The sequence below is a fragment of the Duganella callida genome (genome assembly GCF_004614165.1).
In the GTDB taxonomy this organism is placed as follows: Bacteria; Pseudomonadota; Gammaproteobacteria; order Burkholderiales; family Burkholderiaceae_D; genus Rugamonas; species Rugamonas callida.
The window spans coordinates 1-19,357 of sequence record NZ_SPVG01000060.1 but is presented as its reverse complement, the minus strand read 5'-3'; the positions used below and the strand labels follow the sequence as shown (position 1 = coordinate 19,357).

Here is a 19,357-nt window from a genome sequence, read left to right as displayed (position 1 = left end):
GTCACCGCCAGCATCGGCATCGTTGCCGTTGGCGATGCCGATGCTGGCGATGAACTGTGGCGCTACGCGGCGGCGGCGGTGCAGTCGGCGCGCGCGGCCGGCGGCGACGGCTGGCAGTTCTTCAACCAGGAAGTGCACCAGCGCGCGCTGCACCGGCTGGATCTGGTGCACGGCCTGCAGCTGGCGTTGGCGCGCGACGAGCTGGCGCCGCGCTTCCAGCCCATCGTCGACGCCGCCAGCGGGCGCATCTGCGGCGCCGAGCTGTTGTTGCGCTGGTTCCCGCCACAGGGCGAAGTGTCGCCGGCCGAATTCATCCCGATTGCCGAAGCCAGCGGCGCCATTCTCGAGATCGGCGCCTGGGTGTTCCGCCAGGCCTGTCTGGCCGAGCGCGACTGGTTCCAGCGCTGGGGCGTGGCGGCGCCGTATGTGTCGGTGAACGTCTCGGTGCGCCAGCTCGACGATCCGGCGCTGGCCGACACCATGGCGGCCATCCTGCGCGCCACCGGCGCCGACCCGCAGCGCCTGCTGCTGGAAATCACCGAGAGCATGCTGATGGCCGACATCGACAGCAAGCTGCGCGTGCTGAACCGTCTGGCCGGCATGGGCCTGCGGCTGGCGATGGACGATTTCGGCACCGGCTATTCCTCGCTGGCGCAACTGGCGCGGCTGCCGGTCGATGTGCTGAAAATCGACCGCTCCTTCATCCGCGACGTGGCCGACAGCGGCGAGAGCCGGGCGGTGGTGGAAGCGGTGATCGGCCTGGGCCGCGCGCTGGGTCTCAAGCTGGTGGCGGAAGGCGTGGAGACGGCGGCCCAGCAGCTGGAACTGTGCGGCTACGGCTGCGATCTGATCCAGGGCTATTACTTTCACCGGCCGATGCCGGACATGCAGCTGGTGGAGGCGGTCACGCGGCAGGACGAGTCGCCCTCGGCCGCGGCCGGCCTGTACTTCCTGCTGTACGTCAGCGAGGCCACGGCGCCGCTGTCGCCGGCCCAGCTGGGCCAACTGTTGCAGCGCACCCGCAGCAACAACGCCGAGGCCGGCATCACCGGCTGCCTGCTGTATGAAGACGGCCACTTCATGCAGATGCTGGAAGGCGAGCGCGGGGCGGTGCTGTCCACCTTCGAGCGCATCCGCGGCAACCATTTGCACAAGCGGTTGCGGGTGGTGATGGAAGGTCCGGCGCGGCGCCGCGTGTTCACCCATTGGAGCATGCTGCTGCCCGACGACACCGACGCGCGCCGCCACGGTCCCGACTTCGCCGGCTGGCAGCCGCGGCGCCTGAGCTTTGCCGCCCTGGCCGACGACGCGCGCGTCTGCTACGCCTACATTACCGCCTGCGTGCCCGACGTGCGTCACTGAACCGGTGAACGGGCGCAGGCCCGGCGCCACCATGCTCAACGGGCAACTGCCCGGCGCCACCGGCGGCGGTCATGCCGGCAGCGGCGTGCCGTGGCGGCCAGATGGTCGAAGCTGTACACGTGCCGCCGTTCGGCCGGTACGGCGGTGAAACCGGATCCCGGCACCGGCAAGCCGCTGCAAGTCAAGGCGCTGAACGCCGCCCTCGTGCACGCGCGACGTCATGTGGAACTGGTGGCTGTGGACGAGGGCTGGACCGTCGAGCCGCGCTGCGGCGCAGATACGCCCCAGGCGGTGCTGACGCCACTGGCCGGAACCGCGGCCAGCCTGCTGGGGTCGCCGCCTTCCGCCAACGCCAGACGACATAAGGATCGGTACACGTCAGCGTGGTCTTACGCGAACACAGCATTCACCCCTATGCACGGCGGCGGCCGATCTGCTGATAATCGGTCGCATGATCTGCACCGCGTGGTCGGCCTGAATCACCGCCAGCCTCGAGGCGTTGCTGGCGCTACTGCTCGCCACGTCTTTGCTGGAAATTGGTCCGCTGTGTGCAGGTCCGCACGCTGGCATCGGCCGGCTGTCTTTATGATGGACTTTCTTTCACAATCACTATCAGGGGGATATCATGGGCTTTATCATTTGGCTGATCATTGGCGGTGTACTGGGCTGGCTGGCCAGCATCGTGATGCGTACCGACGCGCAGCAGGGCATGTTTTTGAATATCGTGGTTGGCATCATCGGCGCGGTGCTGGGTGGCCTGGTGCTGGCGCCGATGGTGGGCGGCGGCACCATCAACGACGGTGACTACAGCGTCGCCTCGCTGGGCGTGTCCTTCGTCGGCGCGATCGTGCTGCTGGCGATCGTCAACCTGCTGCGCCGCGGCCGCATGCGCTGATCGATGCCGGGATGGCGTCAGCGCCTGGCGTAATACGCCGCCAGCTGTTCGATCTCCGCATCGCTCAGCTGACGCGCGACGTTGCGCATCTGCTGATTGAGGTCGTTGCGGCGCGTGCCGCTGCGGAACGCCTGCAGCTGGTTGCGGATGTAAATCTCGGGCTCGCCCTCCAGCACCGGCGCTGAGGTCTGCTGGGCGATTCCGCCGTGGCAGCTGATGCAGGCGCCGATATTGCGCATCGGCGCGCCGTTGGTGACCAGCAGTGGCGACGCCTCGCCGCCGGCGCGCGGCTCGCGCTCGTGTGGCAGGTAGGCGTAGTAGGCCGCCAGGTCGCGCATCTCCTGGTCGCTCAGGTTGGCGACGATGGGCTGCATGATGGCGCTGGCGCGGTGGTTGGCCTTGTAGTCGCGCAGCTGTTTGTAGATGGCCGCCTCCACCTGGCCCGCCAGGTTCGGCGAGTTGGCTTCGCTGACGCCGCGGATGCCGTGGCACATGGTGCAGCGCATGGCCAGGGTGGCGCCGCGGCCTATCGATTCCGCGTTCGCCGGCCGCATCATGCTGGCGCTGACGATCACGTCGCTGGGCCGCGTGGCCGCATCTTCGCCCAGCGCGCGCGCGGCGACGTTGCCCTGTACCCCGGCGGCGCTGCAGATGGCGTCCCACACGGCGGAAATTTTGGCGTTGTTCGCCATCGGCATCCAGATGAAGCCGAAGCCGGCGGTCAGCAGCGCCATCACCAGCACGCCGCCCACGCTGTAGCGCACCCACGGATTTTTCAGTGTCAGTTCGCTCATGGGATCACCTGATCGGGACGGCCGGCACGGCGGTGTTCGGGGTGGCGATCAGCTGCGCGATCGGGAAGCCGTAATTGACCACGCTCAGTCCTATCATCAGCGCCAGCCACAGGCCGAAGGTGTTCAGCGCGACCGGGATGCGCGCGCCCGCATGCACCGGTGCGCTGAAGCGGAACGCCGGCAGCGAGGTCTGGCGCGCGCGGTGGCCGCTGGCCAGTATCCACAGGAACAGCAGACCGGAAGCCAGCAGCAGCAGGCCGCCGCAGAAGGTGATGATCACCGACAGCGCCATCGGCGCCAGGTCGGCGTGACTGTAGTCGTAGTAAGCCATGCGGCGCGGCATGCCGAGGATGCCGACCCAGTGCCATGGCAAGGTGACCACCATCATGCCGACGAACCACAGCCACAGCTGGATGCGCATCAGCTTCCAGCAATCGAGCGCGCGCCCGGTCAGATGCGGCCACAGGTCGTAGGCCACGGCAAAGTACATGATCACGATGGCGCCGCCGAAGATCAGGTGGAAGTGGCCGGTGATCCACTGCGTGTTGTGGATGGCGTAATCGAGCTGGTAGCTCATGTTGATCAAGCCGCCGGCGCCGCCGAAGCCGAGCATGATGAAGGACAGCGCCAGCGCCAGCATCAGCGGATTTTTCCAGGGCAGGGCGGCGATCCAGCCGAAGCGTCCCTGTCCGCCGCGCATGCGGCCGGCGATTTCCACCGAGGCGCAGATGGTGAAGACGGTCAGCAGCGTCGGCACCGAGACCATGGCGGTGAACACCGCGTGCAGGAACTTGACGCCGGTGCCGACCTGCGGATCCTGGAACAGGTGGTGTATCCCGATCGGCATCGAGAACACCAGGAACAGCACGAAGGAGAAGCGCGCCATGGCGTCGCTGTACAGCCGTCCGCCGATGGCGCGCGGCACCAGCGTGTAGAAGGCGATATACGCCGGCATCAGCCAGAAATACACGATGGCGTGCAGGGTCCAGGAGAAGAACACGCGCGCCAGGCCGGCGTCCACGGTCTGCTTCCAGCCGAAGGCCACCGGCAGGATCAGGAACAGGATTTCGATCGCCGCGCCCAGCGAGGTCCAGGCCCACAGGTAGGCGCCGGCGTTATTGGCGAACATGGCCAGCGGCACCGTCTCGCCGGGATGGACCTTGCGCCAGGCGCGCAGGTTGACCGCCATCAGTACCACCCAGATCCACGAGCCGACCACCACCAGCACCACGCCCAGGTAGTAGAACACGCTGCCCAGCAGCGGCGGGTAGAAGGTGTACAGCACCGACGCCTTGCCCAGCGCCACCGGCGCCATCGCGGTCAGTGTGCCGACCACCACCAGGATGAAGCCGGCCCAGGCCCAGCGTATGCCGATCAGCGCCTGCTTCAGCGCCAGTTCGACGATGGCGTAGCCGAAGCCCATCGCCACCAGCGTCGGGAACACGTAGCCCATCGCCGAGCCGTGGGCGGTGACGGAGCGGTAGTACAGCTCCGGATTGCGCAGCCAGTCGAACAGCGGACTGCGCACGAACATCTGCCACTCGCCCAGCAGCAGGGCGGCGAAGAAGGCGATAAAGGCCAGCCAGAAGTGGGCCAGCACCAGCCGCCGGTTAGGAACGTTCAGCACAGCTCAATCTCCCGTGGGTTTGCGCCTGGCGCGCGTAGCTCTCCTTGTCGATCACCTTCACGCGCGCCCACATGGCCGCGTGGCCGACGCCGCAGTATTCGTGGCAGGGCATGGTGTGGTCGCCGGTATGCTTGAACGCCGTGCGGAAGGTCGACACATAGCCCGGCACCAGGTTGACGTTGACGTTGGTGCCGGTGACGCTGAAGCCGTGCACCACGTCCGAACTGGTGGCGCGGATGGTCACCGGCGTATCGACCGGCACCACCAGGCATTGCGGCGTGAACGAATACTGGTTGCCGACCACGCGCACGGTGACGCTGCCGTCGCTTTCCTGCGCGCTGCCCAGGTTGGCCTCGACGAATTCGCCGGCCAGGTGCAGCGTGCCGGGATTGACGGTTTCCATGCGCTGCGGCGGCATGGTCAGCCAGTGCAGGCTCATATAACCGGTCATCAGCAGCAGGATGGCGATGACGGCAACGACGATCCAGACCCAGCGCGCCTCCGCGCGTTCGGCCGCATGGACGGCGGGATGGTCGCTCATCTAGGCACCTCCCCGCGCCACGAACACCAGAAAATAAAACGCGAACCAGATCAGCATCACCACCGCCAGCGCCACGCCGGCCAGGGTGAAGGCGCCGCCCGGTCCGCGCGCGACGATATCGTCCACGCGCCGCTGCGCGGCGGCGTCGTTGTCCAGTGGCGTATCGGGTTCCACGATCATGCGATTCTCCTATTCGAGCAGGGCGCTGCGCAGCTGGTTGACTTGCTGCGGCGTGACCGGGGCGGCGCTGTTGCCCCAGGCGTTGCGGATGTAGGTCGCCACGGCGGCCACTTCCTTGTCGTTCAAGTCCTGCGCGAACGGCGGCATGCCGTAGGGCGTCGGATTCTTGTGGGTGCCGGGCGGGTAGCCGCCGTTGAGTATCATGCGCACCGGGTTGACCACGGAGCCCATCAGGATCGACTGGTTGGCCGCCAGCGGCGGGAAATGCGGCGGCATGCCGCGGCCATCGCTGACGTGGCAGATGGCGCAGCGGGCTTCGTAGATGCGTTGCCCCTCGGCGAACTGCTGCTGCACGTCGTTGGTCAGCGGCGGCGCCGGTTCGGCCGGCGGATCGTTGCCGGGCAATTCCTTCAGGTAGACCGCCATCGCCTTCACGTCCGCGTCGTTCAGGTGCTGCAGGCTGTTGAAGGTGACTTCGGCCATCGGCCCGTAGACGGTGCCGCGGTGCGAGACGCCGGTCTGCAGCAGGTCCATGATGTCCTGCAGCTCCCAGTTGCCCAGGCCCGCTTCGCGGTTGGAGGTCAGCGACGGCGCGTACCAGTTCTGCATCGGAATCAGGCCGCCCTGGAAGGCCTTGGCCTCGGCCGAGCCGCCCAACGCGTTGATCGGCGAGTGGCACATGGCGCAGTGGCCCAGGCCCTGCACCAGATACGCGCCGCGGTTCCATTCCACCGACTTTTGCGCATCGGGCTTGTACTCGCCTTCCTGGAAGTACAGCGTGCGCCAGCCGATCAGCAGGCTGCGGTTGTTGTAGGGGAAGCGCAACTCATGCTCGCGGTTCGGCCGCTTGATCGCCGGCACCGAGCGCAGGTAGGCGTAGATGGCGTCCGAATCGGCGCGCGTGACCTTGGTGTAGGACGCGAACGGCATCGCCGGGTACAGCAGCTTGCCGTCCGGCGAGCGGCCGGTGTGCAGCATGTTGTAGAAATCGTCGGCGCTCCATTTGCCGATGCCGGTCTCGTTGTCGGGCGTGATGTTGGGCGCGTACAGGTTGCCGAACGGCGTGGGCATGGCGCGGTTGCCGGAGAAGATGGCCTGTCCCGGTATCGTGTGGCAGGCGATGCAATCCCCGGCCTGGGCCAGGTATTTGCCGCGTTCCAGCTGCTCGGTGCTGGCGGTGGCGGCGGGCGCCGCGGGCGGCGGGCCGCTGAACAGCCAATAGCCGGCGGCGCCGATCGCCGCCAGCACAACGGCGGTGGCGAGTAGTCCGCGGCCGCTCATCGCTTGGCCTCTTGCGGTTGCTGGCTGCCGCAGGCCAGCGGCAGCTGGGTGGTGTCGGCGGCGGCCGGTTTTTCTTTCGACGGAATCTGCTGCGTGGCCAGATAGGCCGCCACCGCGCCGACCTCCGCTTCCGACAGGGTCGAGGCGATGACCTGCATGCAGTCCGGCGCCAGCGCGGTGCGGGTGCCGTAGCGCCAGGCGCCCAGCTGGGCGCTGACGTAATCGGCGCGCAGGCCGAGCAGGCCGGGGATGGCGGGCTCGCGGCCGCCCAGGGCGCTGCCGTGACAGGCCACGCAGGCCGGGATCTTTTTATCCGGCAGGCCCTTGGCGACAATTTGCTGGCCCTGCGCGATGATGGCGGCCGGCGCATTCGGCGCGGTGGTCGGCAACGGGTCCGGGCTTTGCGCGGCAAAGTAATCGGCCATCTGCTTCAGGTACGCGGGCGGCAGGTAGGCCAGCAGATAATTCATCGGCGCATAGCGGCGGCGGCCCTCCTGGAAGGCGATCAGCTGGTTGTAAAGGTAGCCGGCCGGCTTGCCGGCCAGGCGCGGAAAATAGACGTTCTCGACGCCGCGTCCCTGCTCGCCGTGGCAGCCGACGCAGGCCAGGGTACGTGCCTCCAGCGTGTCGGGCGCGCGCTGCGTGGGGGCCGGCGCAATGGGTTCCTGCGCCCACGCGGTCCCGGCCAGAATCAATAAAGCAAATACAGCTCCGGTTGGCGCCATGCCTTCTCCTCCGGGTTGCACAATGTTTTCTTGATAATTCTACATACTACAACTTTGCTTGCCTTCTGCGGTGGGTAGCAATGCATTCTGTGACTTTTGGGTGTTGCAGGAAGATCACATCGCGCACGGGGGGGATACCGGGCTTCAGCGCCGGGAGTGCAGCTCCGCCTGCAGCGCGGCGAACAGCAGGTCCATGCCGGCCTGGTAGATGCCGCCGATTTCGGTCACCCGCAGATAAGGCATGGCGGCCGTGATGCGCGGGAACTCGCCGGGACGGTTGAAATCCTCCAGGATGACCGGCGTGGCGTCGGGCTGTCTGGCGCGGCTGCCGACTTCGGTCAGGCCGGCGCCGGTGGTGAAGTTGGCCATCATGCGGTAGTAGCGCGCGCTTTGCTCGGGCGTCAGGCCGGCCTCGTGGAACAGTTGCAGCAGGCGTTCGTAAAACTGCAGCGACACCGGCGTGCGGAAGCGGCGCGAGACCATGCTCAGAAACGCGTGCGGATGCTCGATCGAAATGCCGCGCAAGCCGTCGAAGGTGCGGCGCACGCGCTCCAGCGGCGTGCCGTCCGGCGTCAGCCTGGCGGACACCTCTTCCAGTACGATGTCCAGAATGCCGTCCAGCAGTTCGGCCTTGTTGCGGAAGTGGTGATAGAGCGCCATGGCTTCCACGCCCAGCATGCTGCCCAGCTTGCGCATGCTCAGTTGGTCTATGCCCTGTTCGTCGATCAAGGCCAGGGCGGCGCGGGCGATCCGGTCGCGATCCAACGGTTCGTTCTTGTTTTTCACGCTCTTTGATTGCTCTGAAGTATGTATTTTTTCTGCTTTACAGTGTAAAGTTCTCGGTTTGCCCACATTATCGCATCAGAAAGGAAGCGGCGCAGTGCACCACACTCTGGATCTCTCGGAACGGCTCGAAATACAGTCGCGGCGTTATTTGTATGCGGCGGCGCCGGCCGGCTCGGGCGGCGCGGTCACCGGTCTGCCCGGCACCGCAGCGGCGATGCTGCTGCTGTCGCTGATGCCGTCGCCCATCATGAACCGCGTGATCGGCCTGCCCGGCGACGCGCCGCTGGCGCCGTCCACGCTGGCCAGCATCCGCCAGGCGTTCCGTAAAAGCGGGCTGCCCCACTTCTGGATACACGCCTGGGATCTGCCCGGCCACGCAACGCTGCGCGACAGCCTGGCGGCGCAGGGCGGCGAACTGCAGGGCGGCTGGACCAAGTTCCTGTACGAGCTCGATGCGCTGACGCCGCCGCCGGCGACCGATACGCCGCTGTACGTGCGCGCGGCGCGGCCGGACGAGGCGGGCGTGTCCGGCCAGATCATCTGTCGCAGCTTCGGCATGCCCGATACGCTGCTGCCGTGGATGTCGGCCTTTGTCGGCCGGCCGCAATGGCAGGTCTTCCTGGCCTGCGGCGCCGACGATGTGCCGGTGGCCAGCGGCGCCGTGCTGATCGCCGGCGCGCAGGCCTGGCTGGGCATAGGCGCGACGCTGCCGGAAGCGCGCGGGCAGGGCGCCCAGCAACTGCTGCTGGCGACCCGGCTGGCCGCCGCCAAGGCCGCGGGCTGCAGGCTGGCGAGCATCGAAACCGAAGCCGCCGAGCCGGGCGAGCACCGGCATTCGCTCAGCAACATCCGCCGCGCCGGTTTCCGCGAGGTGGGCACCCGGCTCAACTATCTGTTCAAGGCGGATTGACTTTACATCGTAAAGTTAACCATGTATCCTGCGCGACTTTACAGCGTATAGCTGACTTTACTTGGGAGAGTCGTCGTATGGATCGTCGCAATTTTCTGGCCGCCAGTGTCGCCACCATGGGCGCCGCCAATGCGGTTGCCGCCAGCGCCAACCCTGGCTCGGGCGTGACCGTCGCCAAGCCGGACGGGCTGAACCCGGTGGGCATCCGCACCGCCGGTGTGCGCATGGTACCGGTGGCCGGTGGCAAGTACAAAGTGTGGACCAAGAAAATCGGCAGCGGGCCGGTGAAGGTATTGCTGCTGCACGGCGGTCCCGGCTTCACGCACGAATACCTGGAGGCGATGGAAGCCTTCCTGCCGCAGGCCGGCATCGAGATGTACTATTACGATCAGCTCGGCTGTGGCAATTCCGACCAGCCCGACGATGAAACACTGTGGACCGTGCCGCGCTACCTGCAGGAAGTCGAGGAAGTCCGCACCGGCCTGGGCCTGGACAACTTGGTGCTGTACGGCCATTCCTGGGGCGGCATCCTGGCGATCGAATACGCGCTGCAGTACCAGCGTCACCTGCGCGGCGTGGTGATTTCCAACATGACCGCCAGCATCGATTCGCTGCTGCGCCACCTGGCCGAGATCAAGCGCCGCCTGCCGGCGGCCAGCCAGGCCAAGCTGCAGGCGCTGGAGGACGCGCAAGCCTACGACTCGCCCGAATACGAGCAGATCATGATGGAGGAACTGTATCCGATGGCCGTGTGCCGCATCGCGCCGTGGCCGGACGCCGTCAACCGCGCCTTCCGCCACGCCAACCAGAAGATCTATAACCACATGCAGGGCAAGAGCGAGTTCGTGGTCACCGGCAACCTGAAGGGCTGGGACCGCTGGGATCGCCTTCACGAGATCAAGGTGCCGGCGCTGACCATGGGCGCCACGCACGACGAAATGGACCCGGCCGACATGCGCAAGATGGCCAGCCTGATGCCGCACGGCCGCGCCGCCATCTGCGCCAACGGCAGCCACCTCAGCATGTGGGACGATCAGGCGGTGTACTTCGAGCACCTGCTGAAATTCCTCAAGACCCTGAAAAGCGCGTGATCATGAAATCATTGTCTGCCTTGTTGTTCGCCTGCCTGGGCGCGGGCCAGGTCATGGCGGCGGCCGACCTGGTGGAGGGCGACCTGCCATCGGGCGCCGCCAGCCTGCACTACTGGGTGCAGGGCAGCGGCGCGCCGGTGGTGATGCTGTCCGGCGGTCCCGGTTTCGCCAGCTACCTGCATCCGGTGATGGCGGAGTTGGCAAAGTCCGGCCACCAGGCCATCATGCTGGACCAGCGCGGCACCGGCCGGTCCAAGGTCACGCCGATGGATGCCACCACCATCAACGCCGATCTGCTGGTGGAAGATCTGGAAGTGTTGCGCAAGCACCTGGGCCTCGCGCACTGGAGCGTGCTCGGCCACAGCTGGGGCGGCATGCTGGCCATGCGTTACGGCATCGCCCATCCCGACCGCACCGACGCGCTGCTGCTGGTCGGCAGCGGACCGATGGCGTGGACCCAGGAATTCCAGCGCTACTTCAGCGACAACATCCATTCGCGCCTGCTGCCGTCCGACCTGGACAGCGAGGCGTACTGGAACGATCCCGAGCGCCGCAAGGCCGATCCGGAGCGCGCCAACCTGGAATCGCTGCGCGCCATCCTGCCCGGCTACTTTTACAACCGCAAGGATGGCCTGGCGTTTCACGACGGCCTGAGCGCGCCCGGCGCCAAGAGCGACGCCATGAGCCGCTACACCATGAAACAGGTGGCGAAGCAGGACCTGACCGAAGGCATGCAAGCCTTCGGCCAACCGGTGCTGCTGCTGATGGGGCGTCAGGACCCGGTTGGCGAAACCACGCAGTACCGGATCCGCGACGCCAACCGCGGCGCGCAGCTGGTGTTCATCGAAAAGAGCGGACACTTTCCGTGGATCGAACAGCCGGTCGCGTTCTACGGCGCCGTCAACGGCTTCCTCGATGGCTCGGTGGCAAATGCTCGCAAACATGAGCAGGTGAAGTGAGCAAACGGCGGTAAGCTAGGCAACCTCGTTGCTGAATGGTGAACCATGCTTACTCGCCGTACCCTGCTGCGCGCCACCCTGGTCGCACCGTCCCTGCTGGGCCTGGGCTGCGCCGCGCGCGCGCCGGCCGCCTCCGCCGCGTTCGAGACCGTGCGCGCGCAGGCGCCGTTCGACATGCCGGCCATCCGCATCCCTGATTTCAGCGGCGCGCCGCGCTTCGCCATCACCGACTACGGTGCGGTGGAGGGGGACAAGGCCCGCACCACCGCCGCCATCGCCCGCGCGATTGACGTCGCCCACGCGGCCGGGCGGGGCAGGGTGGTGGTACCGGCCGGGACCTGGCTGACCGGCGCGATTCACTTCCGGAGTAACGTCAACCTGCATCTGGAGACGGGCGCCACGCTGCTGTTTTCCGAAGACCCGCAGGACTATCTGCCGGCCGTGCCGAGCTCGTGGGAAGGCATCGAGTGCTACAACTACTCGCCGCTGGTGTACGCCCACGATTGCGACAACATCGCGCTGACCGGCAAGGGCACGCTGCGCGCCAGGCTGGAGGTGTGGCGCGTCTGGTATCAGCGGCCCAAGGCGCACATGGATGCGCTGGTGGCGCTGTACAAGCAGGCCGTCGACAACGTGCCGGTCAGCGCGCGCGACATGACGGCGGGCGAGGCCCACCTGCGGCCGCAATTCATCCAGTTCAACCGCTGCCGCAATGTGCTGATCGAAGACATCGCCATCCGCGACAGCCCGTTCTGGACCGTGCATCTGCTGCTGTCGCGCGACATCATCGTGCGCCGCGTGGACATCCGCGCGCACGGCCATAACAACGACGGCGTCGATCCCGAAATGAGCCAGAACGTGGTGATCGAGGACTGCATCTTCGACCAGGGCGATGACGCCATCTCGGTCAAGTCAGGACGCGAGTTCGATGGCTGGCGGCTCAATGTCCCGACCAAAAACATCGTCATCCGCAACTGTCGCATCCACAACGGCCACCAGCTGCTGGCGGTCGGCAGCGAGCTGTCGGCCGGGATCGAAAACGTGCTGGTCGAGAACTGCCACTTTCAGCGCGCCGACACCGGACCACTGGCCAAGGGCGACACCGTGGTCGAGATCAACCACATCCTGTACGTGAAGACCAATGAGCGGCGCGGCGGCTACGTGCGCAACATCCACGTCAACAACGTCACCGCCGACCGCATCGCCGGCGGCGCGCTGTGCGTGGAGACGGACGTGCTGTACCAATGGCGCGACCTGGTGCCGACCTACGAACGCCGTCTGACGCCGATCGAGGGACTGCACATGCGCGACGTGCGGCTGGGCGCATCGGGCTTCCTCTGCCACATCAAGGGCGATGCCGGCATGCCGGTGCGCGATGTCAGCCTGCGCAACGTCAGCAGCGCCAGCATGCGGCAGCAACCGGTGATCACGCGCAACGTGGAGGGCTATTCGGCGGGATGAGCGATCGGCGTCGTGCTATCGATCAACCGGGTCGTGCCGGCCACCGCGTCCAGGATGAAGGGCAGCTCCGCAGGCTTGGTGACATGCAGATCAAAGCCGGATAACCTGGCTTTTTCCTTGGTGGCCTGGTCGTTCCAGGCAGACCACGCAATCAGCACCACCTGATTGGTGGATACGTGGCGACGCAGTGTGGCGGCCATTTCAAATCCGTCCGGAGCGGGCATGCCCAGATCGAGCACGGCAACGTCGGGGCGGAACTCGATTGCGGTGGCGATGCCCTGCTGGCCGCCGTACGCGATCGCGACGGTGTGGCCATCCAATTGCAGCAGCTCAGCCAGCACGTTTGCGGCTTCCGCATTATCGTCGACCACCAGTACCCGTTTTCGCTCGCGATGCATCGCGTTGCCCCCTATGCCATCACGTTTCAGTTGTGCGCTTCGGCAGACAACCAGCCGCCATTTTCCCTGCAAAATATTTTCGGCTTGACTGCCTGTCTCACTTTTTCGAAAAAAGTCTCGCCGTTGTGGTTAAAATGACATAACATCTTGCTCATCATGGGCTCGCCTCAATACACGCCGGCAATCCGCAAAATACTTGCCGACCAGGACAGGCGGTACGCGTTTCCTGACAGTCCGGTGCCGACGCCGCTGCTGATGCGCAGCCACTTCAGCGTCGCCAACGAGCTGCCCGGCTTGCAGGCGCAGGCATGGTGCGACTACGTCGGCCGCATCATGGACGTGCAGATATCGCGCTCGCAACACAAGACCGGCTTTGCCGGCGAAATCTACACCTACGTGCTGAAAGACCTGATCTTTCTCGACAGCCGTACCGACGCGTTCTGCCAGACCCGCAGCGCCGCCTGTCAGTCGCGCGACACTCTGCGCGACTACGTTTTTCATGTGGCGGTGGACGGCATCATCGAAACCACGCTGTTCCACGGAAGGCAGCGCAAGGCGGAACAATTCGTTCCCGGCGTGCTGGCGCTGGACATGGCGCAGACCATGCGCATGGCGCGCCCGACGGCCGCGCGGGTACTGGCGTTCTTTCTGCCGCGTCCTGTCGTGGAAGCTGCCATTCGCGACGCCCCATCCATTCACGGCCGCGTGATCGGCTACAACACACCGCTGACGCAATTATTGTTCAAGCAGCTGCAGGCGTTATGTCACCGGTTGCCGAGACTGGACGACAGTGCGCTCGAACTGATACTGCGTAATTGTGCCGAGTTGATGCTGGCCGCGTTTTCCAAGCAGGCCCGTCTCGAGGCGGGCGCACGCAACGCGGTGCGCACCGCCATGAAGCAGCAGATCTGCCGCTACATCAATGCCAATCTGTACCTGCCGGAACTGACGGTCGAGCACTTGTTGCAAAGCTTTCCCTTAACGCGCCCGAGTCTATACCGGCTGTTCGAGCCCGAAGGCGGCATTGCCGCCTATATCCGCAACTGCCGGCTGCGCGAGGCCGCCAATGAAATCCTGCTCTCGCCCTCCGCGCGGATCGGCAGCATCGGACAGGACCTGGGGTTTCAGGATGCCGCGCATTTCAGCCGCGCCTTCCGCCGCGCTTACGGCATGGCGCCGGTCGATTTCCGCGCGCTCGATCTGGACTGGACGCGAGCCTGAGGACTAACGCTTTGACAGTGGTTGGGGGGCCTCCCGGCGCGTCGCGGATTCCGCGTCTTCTATCTCGCCCGGAAGTCTTTCGATCTATTCTGGTGATACATGATCAATCGGTGAATTTGCTCTGCGCGGCAATCTCCGGCGGCAGGGTGAGGTTCCAGCGCCGCAGTTGCTTGCGGCTGAAGAGGAACGCGCCGCGGTCGGCGGTAACGGGGTAAATCGTTTTCGGCGCGGCGCCGCCGAGGATTTTCAACGCGATGTCGGCCGCCGCCGCACCCTGGTCTCGGCCGCTCAGCACCAGTCCGCCGGTGGCGAGGTCCGGGCCGACCATGAAATCCCAGAAGGCGAACATCGGCACGCTGGCGTTGGCGGAGGTCCAGCGCATCACGTCCATCGACGGGTGGGCGTTTTGCGTGCTGCTGTCGCGCAGCGCCTGGCCGGGACCGACGAACAGGGCATCGTAGTTGCGCGCCGCGCCGGTCACTTCAGCCTGCCATTCGTCCCAACTGGCCACCAGCTTGATGTCGACCGCCAGGCCTTCTATCGACAGATGGGTGATGCGCTGGAACACTTCCTGAAAGATGACGGCGGAGGTGAAATCCGTATCCAGCAAAAACAGCAGCCGGCGCGCGTGCGGCAGTACCTTGCGCAGCTGGGCGATGCCGCGCTTGGCCTGCACCCGCTCCAGCACGCCGGTGACGTTGGGCACGGCGGCCGGATCGAAGTACGCGCGCGGGTTGTTGTTGATGCCGAGGTAGACGGCCGGTGTGGCCGTGGCGGCCAGCCGCGGCACCAGCAGCCTCAGCGCGGCATCATCGCCGAGAATCACCAGCTCGGGTTTCAGCCGCAGATACGCGGCCCAGGCCTTGTCGGCCATGGCCGCATGCTGGGCCACCGGCAGACGCTTGGTGTCCAGCGCCACGTATTCGAGGTGATAGGCCGGCTCCAGCCGCGCCGTCAGCGCGCTTTTGTAGGAGACATCCCAGGGGAAGCCGGGGTCGTAACTTTCGACCACCAGGATGGTGCGCTCAGCCGCGCCGGCGCCCAGACAGACGACCAGCAACAACAGCAGCAGGCGCACACGCATGACCACCCTCCCAGGATACGGTGAGAGTGGTCATCATAACGCTAAACCGGGCTCAGGCGCCTTCCTTGAAGGCGTTCGTTGCTTTCGAGCCCCACACGGCGTAGAACAGCACGTATAGTTCGCACAGCGCGGTCAGCAGGAAGGACAGTTGCAGGCCGACGGTGTCGGCCAGCCAGCCCTGCACCACCACCAGCGCGCCGCCGGCGATGGCCATGATCAGCAGGCCGGCGCCTTCTTCGGTCAGCGGACCCAGGCCCTTGATGCCGAGCGTGAAGATGGTCGGGAACATCACCGAGTGGAACAGGCCGACCGAGATCAGCGCCCACATGGCCAGGCTGCCGGTGCCCAGCGCCGCGATCATCATGACGATGAAGGCGCCGATCGCGCAGAACGCCAGCACGCGCTCGGCGGAGGTCTTGTTCATGGCCCAGGCGCCGACGAAACGGCCCACCATCATGCCGCCCCACAGCAGGAACAGGTAATGCGCGCCTTGTTCATGGCTGAGCCCACCGATTTCCGGCTGGCCGGTGAAGTTGATGAACAGGTTGGCCACGCCGATTTCGGCGATCAGGTAGATGAAGATGGCGGGAATGCCGAACACCAGGTTGCGGTGCTTCCACAGCGACAGTTTTTCACGCTCGGCGTCCGACACGCGGCGGCTGGCGTGGTGCATGGCCGGCATCGGGAAGCGCGCGATCACCAGCGCCAGGACCACCAGCACGCCGGCCACGATCAGATACGGCAGTTGCACGGCCTGGGCGTCGGCCAGCTTTTCGGCCTGGGTCAGGACGTGGCCCGCCTCGGCGGTGCCGGAAGCGGAACGGCCCAGGATCAGGTAAGCGCCGAACAGCGGCGCCAGCGTCGCGCCCAGCGAATTGAAGGCCTGCACCAGGTTCAGGCGCGACGACGCGGTCTCCGGCGAGCCGACCACGGCCACATACGGATTGGCCGAAACTTGCAACAGAGTAATGCCGCAAGCGATCACGAACAGCGCGCACAAGGTCACGCCATACGACGGCAGACGGGCGGCCGGGATCATCAGCAGGGCGCCGACGGCCATCATGCACAGGCCGACGACCATGGATTTTTGATAACCCACGCGCTCGATCAGGCGCGCCGACGGGATGGACGCGAAAAAATAGGCGATGAACCACACCGATTCGATCAGCGTGGTCTGGGTGTAGTTCAGGTCGAAGACGCTGCGCAGGTGCGGCAGCAGCGTGTTGTTGATAACGGTGATGAAGCCCCAGGTGAAAAACAGGCTGGTCAGCAGGGACAACACGGCGCGGGGATTGGCCGACTGCGCTTGCGGCTGCACGGCGCCGGCGGCGGTGGAGAGTGGTGCGGGCATGGGAAACGTCTCTTGTATAGTAAGTTCCTAATGCTATAGCAGCAAGCCCTGGTTCTCCAATGCCAAAAATACCAAGAGCAATACCATTTTGGCATAGGTCGCCCGCAAATGCGCTCCTCGGTACGCTGGCGTACAGTGACGTCCCGGACACGCTCGCAGAATCGTAGTTCATCAGAGGACTGCGCCATGAAACCAGGTTTACCCGAACCACACAGCCATACCGCGGGCGGCTGGGGCTCCCTCAAGGAAGTCAGTACCGCCTTGCTGCACCAGCGCGTGCCGCTGACGGACGCCAAATTATTGTTGCACCAAAATAAGCCCGACGGCTTCGCCTGCGTCAGCTGCGCCTGGGCCAAGCCGGCCCATCCGCATCCCTTCGAGTTCTGCGAGAACGGCGCCAAGGCCACCGCCTGGGAGCTGACCGGCAAGCGCTGCGGGCCGGATTTCTTTGCCGCCCACACGGTGCGCGAACTGCTGGCCTGGCGCGATTTCGCGCTGGAAGACCAGGGCCGCCTGACCACGCCGATGCGCTGGGATGCCGCCAGCGACCGCTATCTGCCGGTCGACTGGGACAGCGCCTTCGCCGAGATCGGCCGCGAATTGCAGGCGCTGGAAGCGAAGAGCGTGGTGTTTTACAGCTCCGGCCGCGCATCGCTGGAAGCCTCATACATGTACCAGCTGTTTGCGCGCCTGTACGGCAACAACAATCTGCCGGACAGTTCCAACATGTGCCACGAGAGCACCTCGGTGGCGCTGCCCAAGACCATCGGCGTACCGATCGGCACCGTGACGCTGGACGATTTCGAGCAGACCGACTGCATCTTCTTCTTCGGCCAGAACGTCGGCACCAACAGCCCGCGCATGCTGCACCAGCTGCAGGATGCGCGCAAGCGCGGCATTCCAATCGTCACCTTCAACCCGCTGCATGAGGCGGGGCTGATGAATTTCGCGAATCCGCAGTCGCCGATGGACATGCTGACGCCGGCCGACACCAGCATCAGCACCCAGTACCTGCGGGTGCGCGCCGGCGGCGACAGCGCGGCCATCATGGGACTGTGCAAGGCGGTGCTGGCGGCCGGTGCGGTGGATCAGGCCTTCCTCGACGAGCACACCCATGGCTATGCCGGGTTCGCGCAGGCGCTGCAGGCGGTCAGCTGGGACGAGATCGAGCACGTGTCCGGCCTGCGGCGCGCCGAGCTGGAGCAGGCCGCCGCCACCTATATGGCCGCCGAGCGCGTGATCGGCATCTATGGCATGGGCCTGACCCAGCATCGTCACGGCGTGCAGAACGTGCAGATGCTCAGCAATCTGCTGCTCATGCGCGGCAATATCGGCAAGCCGGGCGCCGGCATCTGCCCGGTGCGCGGGCATTCCAACGTGCAGGGCCAGCGCACGGTGGGCATCACCGAGAAGCCCGAGCTGGCGCCGCTCGACAAGCTGAAACAGCAATACCAGTTCGAGCCGCCGCGCGAGAAGGGTCTGAACACCGTGGAAACCTGCGAGGGCATACTCGACGGCTCGGTGCGCGCCTTCGTCAGCCTGGGCGGCAATTTCGTGCGCGCGATCCCGGACACGGCGCGCATGGAGGCGGCCTGGCCGCGCTTGCGGCTGACGGTGCAGGTCTCGACCAAGCTCAACCGCAGCCACCTGGTGCATGGCGAGGTGGCCTACATCCTGCCTTGCCTGGGCCGGCTGGAGATCGACCGCCAGGCCGGCGGCGAGCAGTCGGTTGCGGTGGAGGACAGTACCGGCTGCATGCACGGCTCGCGCGGCAGGGCCGAGCCGGCGGGCGAGCTGCTGCGTTCCGAGCCGGCCATCATCGCCGGCCTGGCGCGCGCCACGCTGCCGCCCAACCGGGCCGTGCCCTGGGACGACTGGGTGGCCGATTACAGCAAGATCCGCGACGCCATCGCCGAGACCTATCCGGACATTTTCCACGACTTCAATCAGCGCATGTGGACGCCGGGCGGTTTCCGCCGGCCGGTGGCGGCCGCCGAGCGCAAATGGAAAACGCCCAGCGGCAAGGCGGAATTCATCGTGCCCAAGGGGCTGGAAGCCGATCCCGACCAGCTGAAGGAGGGCGGCACGGTGCTGCGCCTGTTCACCATCCGCAGCGACGGCCAGTTCAACACCACGCTGTACAACGAGGATGACCGTTTCCGCGGCATCAGCGGCGGCCGCAAGGTGCTGCTGATCCATCCGGCCGATCTGCATCAGCTGGGCCTCGAAGCCGGCGCGCTGGTGGACGCCTGCGGCATCGCCGCCGACGGTATTCCGCGCCGGGTCAGCGGCCTGCGCCTGGTGTCCTATGACGTGCCGGCCGGCTGTGTGGCCGGCTACTACCCGGAATGCAATCCGCTGGTGCCGCTATCGCACCATGCGATCGACAGCATGGTGCCGGCCGCGAAATCGGTCGCCATCACCCTGGAGCGGTCCGCAGTCGGGCCCGATAAGGGAGGCTGAGTATGGCGGCGACGCCGTCCCAGGCTGTCAGCGTCGCGGTGCGGCAGGATGCGCTGCAGCCCGGCGGCGTGCAGGCCGAGCACATTCTGCATCTGTGGAACGGCACCCTGATCTTGTGCACGCTGGTGTTCGTGCTGGTGGCCGGCGCGGTGCTGATTGCGCTGTGGCGGGCGCCGCGCGGTTCGGCCCACAACGCGCCCGACCTTGCCCCCGACGGCCGCGCCGGGC

At 66.1% G+C, this 19,357-nt stretch carries 18 protein-coding genes and 1 pseudogene; 9 read left to right on the top strand and 10 right to left on the bottom strand.

All coding sequences use genetic code 11. The features are described from left to right. Together E4L98_RS06165 and E4L98_RS06160 are read left to right on the top strand one after the other, a co-directional pair. Positions 1–1,362: EAL domain-containing protein (locus tag E4L98_RS06165; protein WP_135200689.1), on the top strand; the 1,362-nt coding region annotated here is incomplete at its 5' end. Positions 1,363–1,987: 625 nt separating this feature from the next. After that, the gene (locus E4L98_RS06160) at positions 1,988–2,257 is read left to right on the top strand and encodes a GlsB/YeaQ/YmgE family stress response membrane protein (protein ID WP_135200688.1); all 270 of its coding nucleotides are present in this window, start codon (positions 1,988–1,990) and stop codon (positions 2,255–2,257) included. A gap of 17 nt (positions 2,258–2,274) precedes the next feature. Here the strand turns inward: E4L98_RS06160 and E4L98_RS06155 are convergent, their stop codons facing one another. From E4L98_RS06155 to E4L98_RS06125, 7 genes are all read right to left on the bottom strand, one after another. Next, positions 2,275–3,051 carry a c-type cytochrome gene (locus tag E4L98_RS06155; RefSeq protein WP_135200687.1) on the bottom strand — a complete coding sequence of 259 codons (777 nt, stop codon included), beginning with the start codon at positions 3,049–3,051 and terminating at the stop codon, positions 2,275–2,277. 4 nt (positions 3,052–3,055) lie between these two features. Beyond that, the gene (locus E4L98_RS06150) at positions 3,056–4,678 is read right to left on the bottom strand and encodes a cbb3-type cytochrome c oxidase subunit I (RefSeq protein WP_135200686.1); all 1,623 of its coding nucleotides are present in this window, start codon (positions 4,676–4,678) and stop codon (positions 3,056–3,058) included. Beyond that, a complete protein-coding gene (locus E4L98_RS06145; protein WP_135200685.1) occupies positions 4,662–5,219 on the bottom strand; it encodes a cupredoxin domain-containing protein in 558 nt (185 codons plus the stop codon). The genes E4L98_RS06150 and E4L98_RS06145 overlap by 17 nt, the downstream gene beginning before the upstream one ends. After that, positions 5,220–5,399, bottom strand: a complete 180-nt coding sequence (locus tag E4L98_RS06140) for a hypothetical protein (protein WP_135200684.1) — start codon at positions 5,397–5,399, stop codon at positions 5,220–5,222. Positions 5,400–5,408: 9 nt separating this feature from the next. Next, on the bottom strand, positions 5,409–6,680 hold the full coding sequence (locus tag E4L98_RS06135; RefSeq protein WP_135200683.1) for a c-type cytochrome: 1,272 nt from the start codon (positions 6,678–6,680) through the stop codon (positions 5,409–5,411). Beyond that, positions 6,677–7,405 carry a c-type cytochrome gene (locus E4L98_RS06130; protein ID WP_135200682.1) on the bottom strand — a complete coding sequence of 243 codons (729 nt, stop codon included), beginning with the start codon at positions 7,403–7,405 and terminating at the stop codon, positions 6,677–6,679. Before E4L98_RS06130 ends, E4L98_RS06135 begins: the two co-directional genes overlap by 4 nt. 144 nt (positions 7,406–7,549) lie before the next feature. Continuing rightward, positions 7,550–8,191 (bottom strand): TetR/AcrR family transcriptional regulator, encoded by a 642-nt coding sequence (locus E4L98_RS06125; RefSeq protein ID WP_167761286.1) that lies wholly within the window; start codon positions 8,189–8,191, stop codon positions 7,550–7,552. 94 nt (positions 8,192–8,285) lie between these two features. Here E4L98_RS06125 and E4L98_RS06120 point away from each other — a divergent pair, with 94 nt between their 5' ends. The 4 genes from E4L98_RS06120 (at position 8,286) to E4L98_RS06105 (ending at position 12,612) form a co-directional block, all read left to right on the top strand. After that, positions 8,286–9,101, top strand: coding sequence for a hypothetical protein (locus E4L98_RS06120; protein ID WP_135200680.1), 816 nt, complete (start codon positions 8,286–8,288; stop codon positions 9,099–9,101). Positions 9,102–9,178: 77 nt separating this feature from the next. Beyond that, a complete protein-coding gene (locus E4L98_RS06115) occupies positions 9,179–10,192 on the top strand; it encodes a proline iminopeptidase-family hydrolase (RefSeq protein ID WP_135200679.1) in 1,014 nt (337 codons plus the stop codon). Positions 10,193–10,194: 2 nt separating this feature from the next. Beyond that, entirely contained in the window at positions 10,195–11,151 is a 957-nt protein-coding gene (locus E4L98_RS06110) for an alpha/beta fold hydrolase (protein WP_135200678.1), read from the top strand. Positions 11,152–11,196: 45 nt separating this feature from the next. Then, positions 11,197–12,612: a glycoside hydrolase family 28 protein gene (locus E4L98_RS06105; RefSeq protein WP_135200677.1), complete on the top strand. Its 1,416-nt coding sequence runs from the start codon at positions 11,197–11,199 to the stop codon at positions 12,610–12,612. Here E4L98_RS06105 and E4L98_RS06100 read toward each other — a convergent pair. Beyond that, positions 12,597–13,010, bottom strand: coding sequence for a response regulator (locus E4L98_RS06100; protein WP_135200676.1), 414 nt, complete (start codon positions 13,008–13,010; stop codon positions 12,597–12,599). The genes E4L98_RS06105 and E4L98_RS06100 overlap by 16 nt on opposite strands. 237 nt (positions 13,011–13,247) lie before the next feature. On the opposite strand from E4L98_RS06100, the gene E4L98_RS06095 reads away from it, so the two are divergent. After that, positions 13,248–14,231, top strand: coding sequence for a helix-turn-helix domain-containing protein (locus E4L98_RS06095; RefSeq protein WP_229257276.1), 984 nt, complete (start codon positions 13,248–13,250; stop codon positions 14,229–14,231). 103 nt (positions 14,232–14,334) lie between these two features. On the opposite strand, the gene E4L98_RS06090 is transcribed toward E4L98_RS06095, so the two are convergent. Together E4L98_RS06090 and E4L98_RS06085 are read right to left on the bottom strand one after the other, a co-directional pair. Then, positions 14,335–15,315, bottom strand: a complete 981-nt coding sequence (locus E4L98_RS06090) for an ABC transporter substrate-binding protein (protein WP_135200675.1) — start codon at positions 15,313–15,315, stop codon at positions 14,335–14,337. A 52-nt stretch (positions 15,316–15,367) separates the two neighbouring features. After that, positions 15,368–16,666, bottom strand: a complete 1,299-nt coding sequence (locus tag E4L98_RS06085; RefSeq protein ID WP_135200674.1) for a sugar MFS transporter — start codon at positions 16,664–16,666, stop codon at positions 15,368–15,370. 186 nt (positions 16,667–16,852) lie between these two features. Here E4L98_RS06085 and E4L98_RS06080 point away from each other — a divergent pair, with 186 nt between their 5' ends. Both E4L98_RS06080 and E4L98_RS06075 read left to right on the top strand, forming a co-directional pair. Continuing rightward, a complete protein-coding gene (locus E4L98_RS06080; protein WP_135200673.1) occupies positions 16,853–19,129 on the top strand; it encodes an FdhF/YdeP family oxidoreductase in 2,277 nt (758 codons plus the stop codon). A 2-nt stretch (positions 19,130–19,131) separates the two neighbouring features. After that, a pseudogene (locus tag E4L98_RS06075) lies at positions 19,132–19,357 on the top strand (cytochrome c oxidase subunit II); the annotation flags it as partial.

Excerpts from the sequence above, each read along its gene's own strand:
- E4L98_RS06110 (WP_135200678.1), top strand. The coding sequence starts at position 10,195 with ATGAAATCATTGTCTGCCTTGTTGTTCGCCTGCCTGGGCGCGGGCCAG.
- E4L98_RS06130 (WP_135200682.1), bottom strand. The coding sequence starts at position 7,405 with ATGGCGCCAACCGGAGCTGTATTTGCTTTATTGATTCTGGCCGGGACC.
- E4L98_RS06080 (WP_135200673.1), top strand. The coding sequence starts at position 16,853 with ATGAAACCAGGTTTACCCGAACCACACAGCCATACCGCGGGCGGCTGG.
- E4L98_RS06090 (WP_135200675.1), bottom strand. The coding sequence starts at position 15,315 with ATGCGTGTGCGCCTGCTGCTGTTGTTGCTGGTCGTCTGTCTGGGCGCC.
- E4L98_RS06105 (WP_135200677.1), top strand. The coding sequence starts at position 11,197 with ATGCTTACTCGCCGTACCCTGCTGCGCGCCACCCTGGTCGCACCGTCC.
- E4L98_RS06145 (WP_135200685.1), bottom strand. The coding sequence starts at position 5,219 with ATGAGCGACCATCCCGCCGTCCATGCGGCCGAACGCGCGGAGGCGCGC.
- E4L98_RS06085 (WP_135200674.1), bottom strand. The coding sequence starts at position 16,666 with ATGCCCGCACCACTCTCCACCGCCGCCGGCGCCGTGCAGCCGCAAGCG.
- E4L98_RS06135 (WP_135200683.1), bottom strand. The coding sequence starts at position 6,680 with ATGAGCGGCCGCGGACTACTCGCCACCGCCGTTGTGCTGGCGGCGATC.
- E4L98_RS06100 (WP_135200676.1), bottom strand. The coding sequence starts at position 13,010 with ATGCATCGCGAGCGAAAACGGGTACTGGTGGTCGACGATAATGCGGAA.
- E4L98_RS06155 (WP_135200687.1), bottom strand. The coding sequence starts at position 3,051 with ATGAGCGAACTGACACTGAAAAATCCGTGGGTGCGCTACAGCGTGGGC.
- E4L98_RS06160 (WP_135200688.1), top strand. The coding sequence starts at position 1,988 with ATGGGCTTTATCATTTGGCTGATCATTGGCGGTGTACTGGGCTGGCTG.
- E4L98_RS06115 (WP_135200679.1), top strand. The coding sequence starts at position 9,179 with ATGGATCGTCGCAATTTTCTGGCCGCCAGTGTCGCCACCATGGGCGCC.
- E4L98_RS06140 (WP_135200684.1), bottom strand. The coding sequence starts at position 5,399 with ATGATCGTGGAACCCGATACGCCACTGGACAACGACGCCGCCGCGCAG.